Source organism: Trichocoleus sp. ST-U1, assembly GCF_039961835.1.
Lineage (GTDB): Bacteria > Cyanobacteriota > Cyanobacteriia > Cyanobacteriales > FACHB-T130 > FACHB-T130.
Genome location: NZ_JAMPJZ010000125.1, coordinates 1 through 11,383, shown reverse-complemented (window position 1 = coordinate 11,383; position 11,383 = coordinate 1). Strand labels below are relative to the sequence as shown.

Annotated in this window: 8 protein-coding genes and 2 pseudogenes; 1 reads left to right on the top strand and 9 read right to left on the bottom strand. The window is 48.4% G+C overall.

Translation table 11 applies throughout. From position 1 onward, the window contains the following. The first annotated feature begins 140 nt into the window (after positions 1–140). Positions 141–972, top strand: a pseudogene (locus NDA06_RS25230) (IS5 family transposase). A gap of 395 nt (positions 973–1,367) precedes the next feature. Here NDA06_RS25230 and NDA06_RS25225 read toward each other — a convergent pair. The 9 genes and pseudogenes from NDA06_RS25225 to NDA06_RS25185 all read right to left on the bottom strand — a co-directional run. Then, positions 1,368–3,725 carry a response regulator gene (locus tag NDA06_RS25225; RefSeq protein ID WP_190987074.1) on the bottom strand — a complete coding sequence of 786 codons (2,358 nt, stop codon included), beginning with the start codon at positions 3,723–3,725 and terminating at the stop codon, positions 1,368–1,370. Continuing rightward, on the bottom strand, positions 3,718–5,907 hold the full coding sequence (locus NDA06_RS25220) for an ATP-binding protein (protein WP_190987075.1): 2,190 nt from the start codon (positions 5,905–5,907) through the stop codon (positions 3,718–3,720). The genes NDA06_RS25225 and NDA06_RS25220 overlap by 8 nt, the downstream gene beginning before the upstream one ends. Positions 5,908–5,976: 69 nt before the next feature. After that, positions 5,977–6,984, bottom strand: a complete 1,008-nt coding sequence (locus NDA06_RS25215; RefSeq protein ID WP_190415967.1) for an ATP-binding SpoIIE family protein phosphatase — start codon at positions 6,982–6,984, stop codon at positions 5,977–5,979. A 7-nt stretch (positions 6,985–6,991) separates the two neighbouring features. Beyond that, positions 6,992–7,396 carry an anti-sigma regulatory factor gene (locus NDA06_RS25210; RefSeq protein ID WP_190415968.1) on the bottom strand — a complete coding sequence of 135 codons (405 nt, stop codon included), beginning with the start codon at positions 7,394–7,396 and terminating at the stop codon, positions 6,992–6,994. Next, positions 7,377–7,772 (bottom strand): STAS domain-containing protein, encoded by a 396-nt coding sequence (locus NDA06_RS25205; protein WP_190415969.1) that lies wholly within the window; start codon positions 7,770–7,772, stop codon positions 7,377–7,379. Before NDA06_RS25205 ends, NDA06_RS25210 begins: the two co-directional genes overlap by 20 nt. Before the next feature lie 8 nt (positions 7,773–7,780). Further along, positions 7,781–8,647, bottom strand: a complete 867-nt coding sequence (locus tag NDA06_RS25200; protein ID WP_190987076.1) for an STAS domain-containing protein — start codon at positions 8,645–8,647, stop codon at positions 7,781–7,783. 568 nt (positions 8,648–9,215) lie between these two features. Further along, complete coding sequence (locus tag NDA06_RS25195) at positions 9,216–10,163, bottom strand: D-2-hydroxyacid dehydrogenase (RefSeq protein ID WP_190987077.1); 948 nt, start codon at positions 10,161–10,163, stop codon at positions 9,216–9,218. Between the two features lie 377 nt (positions 10,164–10,540). Next, a complete protein-coding gene (locus NDA06_RS25190; RefSeq protein ID WP_190415972.1) occupies positions 10,541–10,960 on the bottom strand; it encodes a hypothetical protein in 420 nt (139 codons plus the stop codon). Positions 10,961–11,286: 326 nt separating this feature from the next. Then, positions 11,287–11,383, bottom strand: a pseudogene (locus NDA06_RS25185) (IS5/IS1182 family transposase); the annotation flags it as partial.

Sequence of the window (11,383 nt, the reverse complement as noted above, 5' to 3'; positions counted from 1 at the left end):
TCGCTCTTCAAGAGCGACCCTTTATTATAGGATTGAGCTAATGTTAGTAAATGCTATTTTGGGGCTACCCTCTCTGAATATTAGACCTCTTGCGTGAATAGGTAGAAGGTGGATAGAAGTAGGTTAAGGAGGAACTAGCCATGACCTACGAGCAACTCAAATCCCTCAAGCCCAGTGCCTTTAAGCGCAGATGTGGTGTTCATCAAGACACCTTTGAGCAGATGGTCGAGATCCTGCGTCCGCATCTCGATCGTCGCGGCAAACGAGGTGGACAGCCAAAACTCGGCGTCGAAGACCAACTGCTGGTTGTGCTGGAGTACTGGCGAGAATATCGCACTCAGTTTCATATTGCGACCAGTTGGGGAATCAGTGAGTCAGCCGTGTGTCGCCTCCCCCACGAAGGTAGAAACGTTGCTAATGCGCTCTGGCAAGTTCCGCTTACCTGGAAAAAAGCAGCTTTATGCCAACGCTTACACCTGGAATGTGTTGGTGGTCGATGTGACTGAGAGTCCAATCGAACGTCCAAAAAAAAACAGCGAGGCTACTACAGTGGCAAGAAGAAACGGCACACGTTGAAAGCCCAAGTGGTAGTCAACCAAGCCAACGGGCAAATCATCTGCACAGCATTTGGTAAAGGGCGAGTGCATGATTAGCGAAAAGTTCAAGCTCAATCGTATCCCGATGCTGCCAGAGCAACTTTGTTTGGCTGATAAGGGGTATCAAGGTATGGCAAAACTGCATCCAAGCAGTTGTACCCCAACCAAAAAGTCACGCAAAGCCAAACTGGACAAGTTTGAGTGTCAGCACAATCGGTTGTTAGCACGGTTGCGAGTAGTAGCAGAACACATCAATCGCAAGCTGAAGGTCTTTCGCATCCTGGCAGAGCTTTACCGGAATCGACGCAGGCGCTTTGGCTTACGATTCAACTTGATTGCTGCCATTATTAACTTTAAGCTTGCCTCCTCTTCCTGATTCATGCAAGAGGTCTATTGTCGCTTCCGAGTCTTGAGGTCATGCATCAGTAGCTTTTGCTGCCACTGCGGTTCAAATTTTTGACAAAAGTCATCTATTTGGCAAAACAAAGCATCTCCCGTAGACAATTAACGGGGGTTGCTGAATATTTCTGTAGATTTTTCAGCTTACTTGCCCTCCCTTGCTTGGACGCTTCTCCATCTATTTCTATCCACAATCACCAACTCCTCTCGGCTTGCAACTTGTCTTTTCAGCCTACTTCAGGATTTCTGAGTCAACCTTCCCTCGGAACAGTGAAGTAGGCACTTGTTGTTCTGATACTTAAAAACTTAACTCAGTGGAACCGTTCATTGTAGAAAGTCGAGTCTTAGAAGATTTACTGACTGCCGTTGACTTCACACTTCATGAATTCCTGTTCGTCCAGCAAGACTCGCTACAATGGTTGCTAATTCAGAAGGTTCCACAGGTTTAGGGATGTGCATTTGAAATCCGGCAGCGATCGCTCGCATCCTATCTTCAGCCCTAGCGTATGCTGTTAGAGCAACAGCAGGAGTTCGTCCCCCCTCTTCTACGTTCAATGCCCGTACTCTACGAATCAATGTGTAGCCATCCTCTCCAGGCATCCCGATATCGCTCAATAGAACATCTGGTTTAAGAATTTTTATCGCTTCAATCGCTGAATCAGCCGATCCAACGGCACACACAGAAGCTCCGCACTGTTCCAATAGCGTTGTGACAAACACTCGCGAATCAACCTCATCGTCTACGACGAGTATTTGTAAGCCATCTAACGAAGGCGGATTGTTAAATGAAACTCCCCGCCCAACCGTTGGGTGTACCCGCTCTCCCTCACTTGTCTCCATACGGACAGGCATCAGAGGAAGCTTTACGATAAATGTCGCTCCCTGCCCCTCACCTTGACTTTCTGCACGAACTGTCCCACCGTGTAGCTCTACCAAGTGGCGTACAATCGCTAGACCAAGACCAAGTCCACTGTATGACCGGGTAATAGAACTATCAGCTTGACGAAAGCGGTCGAAGACATAGGGCACAAAGTCAGAGTTAATGCCAAGTCCTGTATCGATTACTGTTATTTCAACATGGGAGTTAATCCGTTCGAGGCGAACCTGAACTCGCCCTTCTTTAGGTGTGAACTTGATTGCATTGGATAATAGATTCCAAATTATCTGCTGTAAGCGGTCTGAGTCACCGGCAACCGGGCCTGCTGCCGGATCGAGTACACTTTGGAGTCGAATAGCCTTAGCATCAGCCGCCGGGCGGACGGTATCAACCGCCGCCTCAACAACCAAAGCCAGCTCAATTGGGCGGACATTTAGGCGTAACTTGCCCTGAATGATGCGGGAAACATCCAGCAAATCCTCCACCAGCTGAGCTTGTGCCCTAGCACTGCGTTCAATGGTCTCCATCGCCCGCGCAGTAGTCGCCTCGTCAAATTTGCGGGTATTGAGTAATTGAACCCACCCTAGCATTGCATTGAGGGGCGATCGCAGTTCGTGAGACAGTGTTGCCAAAAACTCATCCTTCATGCGGTTTGCTGACTCCGCCGCAGTGCGTGCTTCCTGTTCGGCAACGAGTAGTTGGTTGCGTTCATCTTCAACTTGCTTCCGTTCAGTGAAGTCACGCATGATTTTAGAAAAGCCTCGTAGCTCCCCAGTCTCATCTCGTAAGGGCGTTACGATGCCACTTGCCCAGAAACGGGTGGCGTCCTTACGCAGGTACCAGCGTTCATTTTCAGCACGACCTTCTATTACTGCCGTTTCCAGTTCTTGCTTGTCTGCACCGAGTTCTAGGTCTTCAGGTATATAGATAATTGAGGCAGACTGACCGAGGATTTCGGCTTCCTGATAACCGAAAATGCGCTCTGCTCCAATGCTCCAACGAATAACACGCCCGTCTGGGTCGATGAAGAAAATCGCGTAGTCCTTTACATTTTCTAATAACAAGCGAAACCGTTCTTCGCTGGTTCGCAGCGCTTCTGATGCCCACTTGCGATCTGTGATGTCAGCTACGATATACACGGCACCCGTAAAAACTCCACTCTCGTCGAACACGGGATCTGTGGTTACAGAAAACCATCGTTCACCACACCGTAGCTCCTCGTTCTCGCGACGACGGGTTTCTTGGACACGAGTTAAGGGAGTGACCTCGACGCAGCCCAGGATATCGTGCATTACCTCCTGATAAAAGCAACCCTCGATCTTTCCGAACGGTTTTTTCAGCAGATTCGTCATGGCGCTGTTAGTTCGCAAGATTCTGCCACGGTGATCTAGTAAACAAACACCATCCTTCATGGCATTGAATGTCGTTTGCCACTCTTTCGCCAAAGCCATTGCCGATTCTTCAGCTTCTCGGATGCGGAGCAAAGCTTTCACAGTAGCGAGCAACTCGATTGGCTCCACCGGCTGGGCTAGATAGCCATCTGCACCACTCTCTAACCCTTGTGCCTTGTCTTTACTCTCGACAAAACTAGCAGACAGATGCAGGACAGGAATAGAGGAAGTAGCAGGATTTGCCTTGAGCCGGTGGCAGACCTCAAACCCATTAATATCAGGAAGCTGCACGTCAAGGATAATTAAGTCAGGCGGTTGCTGCGCTACTAATTGCAGACCCGTTTCGCCAGTAGCAGCCTCTTGAACCTTATACCCCTCTTTCCGAAGCATTCGACTGACGACATAGCGGTTCGTTTCATTGTCGTCTACGTGCAAGATCGTGATAAGGGTGCGGTCAGACATGAGCAGCCTCTCCAGGCTCTAGAACTAGCCCAGCTAAAAGAAGTGCTTCTCGGACAAGAGCGATCGCTTCTTCACGAGATGAGTTTTCTTTTGAGAGAATCGCTACTGTGCTTTCGACAAGTATCGAGCGTTCCTCTGGTTCAAGAAGCTTTGAAGTATTAATAATTACTGGAATATTTTTAGTAGCTGGATCGGCTTTCATCTGTTCCAAAACCTCGAACCCGCTCATATCTGGCATAACTAGGTCGAGAAAAATGCAAGAAGGATTTTCTAGGCGGGCGTGACGGATACCTTCGTCCCCTGAAGTTGCCTCAATTATCTTAAAATTAAAACATTTTTCACGAGTGCTGCCACCCGTAAAATCGGCTAAATATTGCTTTAGTAGATAGTGCGATGCTGGGTCATCGTCAATAATCAAAACTTTTTGTAAATGCTCTTGTTTGACTAAAGTATTAAGTTTTTCAAGAAGTGATAATCGTTCTACTGGTTTCACAAAAAAGGCATCTGCACCTAAGGCACGAGCTTTCTTTTCATTGTCAATAACAGTGATAACAACGATCGGGATATCTCGTGTCGAAGCGTTTCCTTTCATCTCTGAAAGGAAATCCCAGGTATTTTGCTCCTCAAGCAAAATGTCTAATAGCACAGCTCGTGGCTCAAACATTTGAAATGCTTGTTTTACTTGCTTGAGCGATCGCGCTGGGATAATTTGATAGCTCGACCCCGCAAAATACTTCTCGTAAATGAACAGTGTCTCTGGGTTATCTTCTACAACTAATACTGGATAGCGAGTCGCGTCTAACTGCAAAGGAGCATCCGGTTCAGATACCTCCTCTATATCACCCTCGCCCCGGTAAACGAGTGGTATGGTGGCGAAAAACGTGGAACCTACCCCTTGTAAGCTTTTGATGGAGACATTCCCTTCCAGTAACTCGGCTAACTTCCGCGAAAGCGGCAGTCCTAGACCTGTTCCTTTAACCCGCTTTTGAAGGTGAGAATTCACCTGAATAAATTCCTCAAAGATCCGTTCAGTATCCTCAGGCGCAATTCCGATACCTGTATCAGCCACCGAGAAGACGACAGTGTTTTTGTCCAGTTCAGCTCTGATGCGAACTTCACCTCTTTCGGTATATTTCAATGCATTAGAAATAAAATTTCTCAGAATTTGGGCAACCTTCCCCTCATCGGTGTAGAGTGGGGGAAAGCCAACAGGTTCTTCAAAAACAAGAGAAATTGAGGAATTATCGCTAAGAAGTGGGCGCAGCATTCCTCGAAGAGTAGCGAATAGCTCGCTAACTTCAAACGCATTCGGATGAACCACAATTTTTCCTGCCTCGACCTTTGCCAAGTCCAAAAGGTCGTTCACCAACTCCGAGAGTCCTTCAGCCGATTGACGGATAAACGTCACTTGCTGTTCTTGATCGGGTGTCAATTCACCATCCATCCGATCTAGCAGCAGTCGAGAGAGAGACATAATCGAGTTGAGCGGCGTGCGAAACTCATGGCTCATATTAGAGAGGAAGCGAGTTTTAAGTTCATTGGCTCGCTGTAAAGAAACTGCTTTTTCGTCTAACTCGGCATATAATGCCACAACACCCCGATTAGTATCCTCTAGCTCGCGATTGACCTGCGCCAATTCAGCTTGACGCTTTTCGAGTTCTGATAGAGTGCGAAGCAGTTCTTGGTTTTGTTGCTGAATTTCCTCAAAGGGATTTTGAGACCCTCGCATCGCCAACTCATCAGCAATTTGCGCCAAGCGCTTTGCTGTCAAGATCGGTGCCCGCTTTGGCAAAGTTTTTTCCATCAGCACCTCTGTTCCCTGTCCTGGCGTGGACGCGATATGAAACCGATCCATCAGCCGCTTGGTGCCAATAATGCCTAAACCCATTCCGGTTTTTGATTTATACTGCCCATCCAGAATGCTCTTCAGATTGGCGATACCCGGCCCTTGGTCACGAATGCATACCACCAAGCTCTGAGGCAATTCGCCTTCCACCCGAAACTCTATTTTTCCCCCACGGGTATATTGGAAGGCGTTGCGGGCAATTTCCGATACAGCAGTGGCAATGCGCGTCTGATCCTGAGAGTCAAACCCCAAAGCTTGAGCAATCTGGCGTGCCTGCTGACGGGTCATCACGACATCTTGCTCAAATCGTATTTCTATCGTAAGAAGATTGGTCATTGGTCAATTGCTAATGGCTAATCGCTTGTTATTTATTATTCATCAGCCCCTGCTGTACTCCTTTGGCCTTCAGTCTTCTTCGCGAGCAACCAGCACAGTGATGTCATCGCGACCTCGGTAGAAATCCCGGTACAAAACTCCAGCAATCAGGCTGGGATGTCTGGTTATGAGACCAGCATAGCGATCCAATCGCCACTGTGTACTCAACCCATCGGAATGCATCACCAAAAGCCCTCCTTGAGGCCACTGATAGACAAATTCCTGGATTTTACGGACTTCATGCCCCACAGTGCCATTGTGGGAAACCATGCTGTAGCTTCCTGCGGGAGAAAAAACGCTGCCAGCGATATTACCAACTCCAGCAAAACGAACGACAAGAGTTTTAAAGTCTACTTCTGCGATCGCTAAAGCGGCTCCACGAGTACTCCGCAGGGCTACGTGAGCCGCTTCAATAATCTCTGCGGGACTTTTGCGGACATTCTCTCGAAATATCTGAATGGCTTCTAGGGACGCCTGGGCGGCTAGAGGGCCGTGACCCAAACCATCTGCGACTAATAGCAGACTGCGACCGGGCTGTTGGTCGGTTGCCCACCCATCACCCGATACCTCCTCCCCTGCCATCGGGAGGCACACCACGCCAATCTCTAGATTGTTGGTCGATTGGTTTGCCACTTCTGGGCAAGCCCAGAGGTGACTTAATAAAGCTGTACCCACGTTGGGAACAGAATGAATCTCAAAAAAAGCAGAAAGGCGGCTAACTGCCCCCAAACCATTTCCAGGAGTCCCTGCTGTAGAAAAACCGTCGCGCAGACACTCCTGGATATTGCTGATCCCTGGCCCTTTGTCCAAGGCTAGGATTTCTATACCCGTTATCTCGTTTTTGCTTAAAGGCTGTAGCAGCAACAGACCGTCTTTAGCGTGCAGAACCAGGTTATTGGCGATCTCAGTAACGACAATACCAACCTGCCCCCGCTCAGTTTCGTTGAAGCCGAGACGAGTCGCGATCGCGAGGGCTATTCGTCTCGCTTCACCAGCCTGACTAGACTCTAAAATAGGTAAGGCGACCGGAGCATTCATAATTAACTCACTTCCACTTTGTAATAGTGACTTTTGTGCCTTCTCCGACACGGGAAACGATATTGAATTCGTTCACCAGGCGCTTTGACCCACTCAACCCCATACCCAGCCCGTTTCCGGTTGTGAAGCCATCTTTTAGCGCCAGATCGATATCCGGAATTCCTGGCCCACTGTCTTCAAAAGTTAGCCGCAGACCCCGACGGAGTCCCTCCTCTAGGGCTTCCAGTTGCACCGTCCCGCCGCCGCCATAGTCCAGGGTGTTGCGTGCCAGCTCGCTCGCCGCTGTCACGATTTTAGTCTGGTCTATTAGGCTAAAACCCAGTCCTAGGGCAAACTGACGCACGGCTTGCCGTACTAGCACAACGTCTGCCGAAGACTGGATGCTTATCGTTTCAGACCTCTGCAAGACCATCTATGCTCCCCCTAGGAGAAGCCTCCAACGATTTATGCAGGAGGGACATTCCCTTTTCAACGTTTAAGGCTGTGCGAATGCCGGTTAAGGAGAGTCCTAACTCTACTAAAGTGATGGCGACTGCTGGCTGCATACCTACAACAACCGTTTCAGCATCAAGTACTCGCGACATCTTGGCAATATTTCCCAGTATCCGTCCAATAAAAGAATCAACGATCTCCAGTGCTGAAATATCTATCAGCACACCACGGGCACTTGTTTGGCTAATGCGGTCGGTCAGGTCATCTTGCAAAGCGATCGCTAGGCGATCGTGCATATCAACCTGAATCGTCACTAGCAGGAATTCACCCATTTGTAATATGGGGATACGTTCCATAAAACTCCTTAAGTGCGTGTTTGGGCGCGAGAGATCGTAGCTCCAGTTCGCTTCAGCGCCAAAGCAAATGCGTCGCATAGAGAAGCCTTGGTGATCACATCAGCCAGATCCACGCCCAAGTAGACAATCGTTTGAGCAATCTGGGGCCGAATCCCGCTCAGGATGCAATCAGCGCCCATTAGACGAGCCGCAGTGACTGTCTTAAGTAAGTGCTGAGCGGTGAGAGTATCAACGGTGGGCACTCCCGTAATATCAATGATGGCGACTTCCGAACCCGTCTCTACAATCTTCTGCAAGAGGGACTCCATCATCACTTGGGTGCGGGCGCTATCGAGGGTGCCAATGATGGGTAGGGCTAAAATGCCTTCCCACAGTTTCACGACCGGCGTTGAAAGTTCCATCAGCTCCTCTTGTTGGCGCAGGATCACTTCCTCGCGGGCTTTCTGATAGCTCTCAGTTGTCCAGAGTCCAAGCTTGTCCAACAGAGTCGTAACTGACCAAATCTCTTCCAGAAGGCTTTCGCTATCCTGTGCAAGTTCTAGGCGCAAGCGGCTGAACAAAGGTTGCTTCAAAGAAAAAACAAAAGTTGCGGTTTCTGATGGCGTGAAGCCTTTCTGGCTGCGCGATCGCGAAATCGAGCCAAGCATCTCGCGCACGCTACGCCATTCAGTCGATTTAATGTCGGTGAAGTTACCTTGCTGGACAGCTGCCGAGAACAAGTCCAGGAATTCTCTGCATTCTTCACGCAGCTCTATTTCCTTAATTAGGTCTTTGCGGATACCAGCAGTTATTTGCTCTGAAATCCAGTCTGTTAGCAGTTGGGATTGATCGGTTTGGAGAATTTTCGGAATCTTACTTTTGCCGCTCAAGTTCATATTAACGGCCCCTTGTTTTAGCCTGTATTTGGCAAATTATTGTACAAATCAACGATTTAGGCTTTTCGGCTAACTAGCTCAGTGGAGCCATTGAACAGCTTTCGTTGCGAGAATCCCTAGATGTACTTTTTTATCGTTAAGAAAATCTAGTTGACGAACTAGGCAGTATGAGGTAGTCCCTGAAAGGCTGATTGACCAAGATTAATTATAAGGATAAGGCGGGACAAAATAAGTACGTGTTACCGAAGTTTCACCGTCACGTTCCTACGCTTATGGTTCGCCCTAAAATCTGCAAGCCAGCCTAGAAATCATACCCATCATCTAGGCTAAAGGTTGCTGAGTGCTTCCTGTTGCGTTGCGTAATCAACTGTAATTGAAGCAAGGCGATCGCGCGAAGGCACCCTATAAACTGCTCTGTGACAGTTACACAAGTCCTAAGCAAGCATCTTCACGTCTTCGCACTCGCTACAAGTCCTCTATTGAGAACTTTTGTGCTAAAGCAGCAGTGAGAGTCAGGAAGTTTTGAGAATCTCGAATTGCTAATTGCAGAGGAGGAGTGGGAAAAATATTAGTAACCCACTTGCTTATCCACTACATTTCGCAGCGGTAAACCAGCTTGATAGCGGCTCAAATTCTCCAAAAACAGTTCTAAGGATCGCTGGTAAGTTTGTGGCGAATCTGCCGAACAGTGGGGTGAAATAAAGACGTTAGGCAGCGACCAAAAAGGACTATCTGGCGGTAAGGGTTCTGCGGAAAAAGTGTCTAATGCAGCGCCTGCAATCCAGCCTTCTCGAAGAGCAGTCAGCAATGCAGCTTCATCGACGATTGCACCTCTAGCAATATTAATGAAAAAGGCAGATGGACGCATGGCTTGAAAAACTGCTGCGTCCATCGTGCCTTTCGTCTCCGGTGTCAAAGGTGTGCTAACGACGACATAATCAGCTTCCGGAAGCAGCGATCGCCATTCAGTTGCACTCACGACTTTGTCAAACTCCGGTAGCGGTTCGGGATGGCGACGGCTACCCCAAACTCTCATGCCAAAAGATGACGCACGTTGCGCGATCGCGACGCCAATACTTCCCGCACCAATAATTAGCAAAGTTGCATCCTTCAACTCTTTCAGTTTTATGCCTCTCCCCCAATTTCGTTCAGCTTGAAACGCTTGTAGTTGAGGTAAATTCTTCGCATGATAGAGCATAAACATCAGGACAAATTCCGCAATCGGAATTGCATGAACCCCTGCGCCATTCGTGAGAGTAATCTCCCGTCCCAAAAACGTTGGTGTCAGAATGTGATTTACCCCGGCACTAGGGGTGTGCTGCCAACGCAGCGCGGGTGCAGCCGCGAGAACTTTATGCAAAGTAGTTGGTTTTAGCAGAATCCAGTTGAAATAAACTTCAGCATCGCTGGCATCGCCGTCAAGATTGCCCTCACTATCCACACGTACCACCTGTAAATTGGGAGGTAAACGCGGCTCGATATCAGATGCAATTTCGGTAGGGATTATTAGTTTCATATTTGGTCTGATATCGGAACGAATTTGCCATCCATCGCGTGACCGCAGATGGTTTAGTGAATTCTGGACTATGTATGCGGGAAGTGGGGGGAAGTGACGACACGCAAGGGTTTTGGTCTTTAGGCTGTTTTTGATTCAACCGCAGATGGTTTGGTAAGCTTGGGGCGGGAACCGCAAATAGTTTGGTGTAAACTCTCCGATATTGAGGAGAGTGATGTTTTCTGTCGTTGCAGAATTCTGCACGAAATTCGTTCTACTTAGTCTCCAGTAGAGTAGAGTGTGTACGCCAAACCATCTGCGATCGCGACTCAGGAACACCTAGTTTGAGATGTTAAGCGCTAGCTCTGTGGAACTTTGGGCAAAAGTTTCTTAGAATTTCAGGAACTTCCGCGAACATTTGGCAGATTGAATGGACGCACGGGAGGAGCAGCCGCTGCACCATAATTCACTCGGCAGCCAATATTCAATATGTTGGCTCCACACTCAAGTGGTACGACTTCGCCACCTAGCATGGCGCTACAGCTAACATAACCATCATTGTTCGTGTCCTTAATCATGCACTCAATCGGTGTGGCACGCGCATGGCTAGACCAAGACCTCATACCCATCCCTGCAATCATGTGCTGCCAAAAGAAACCGAGAACAAACAAGCCAAAAACAACAGCAATGACTGCCGTAGCGATAATCCCGACTCTGGTTTTCCAATTGCTGAGAATTCCTCCCGGCTTGAGTTGTGGAGAATTCTGTACGGTGGGAGCAGCATTGGTTTTTTCTGGTACTGGTTGAGTTTCAGACATGGTAATGCTTCTTTACTCAGTAAGCCGCCACTTTGAGTGGCTTACCTAAAGTCTACAAAATGGCGCAAAAATAGGGGTGCGATGTATAAAATCGAGTGGCAACAGAAAGAATCAAATTCTCTTGAGGATTTCTAGAGAGCGATCGCATCCCACTCTTACTTCTACTGAGTGTAGGGAATCTCTATCCGCAGAAGCATCTTTTCGCGTGGTTTCTTTTCCCCGTTAGTCTTTTTGGCAGTCATCACCGGCGACTGCATCGTAACGAATGCATCGTAACAACGATCATTGGATCATCCGCCGACAGAAAATTAGACCTCCTGCATGAATCAGGAGGCATGTGCCAGTTCGTAGTTCAGCAAGCCAGCAATTAGGTTTAAGCGCAAACCAAATCTCTGCCTGCGATTGCGATAACGTCCTGAAAAA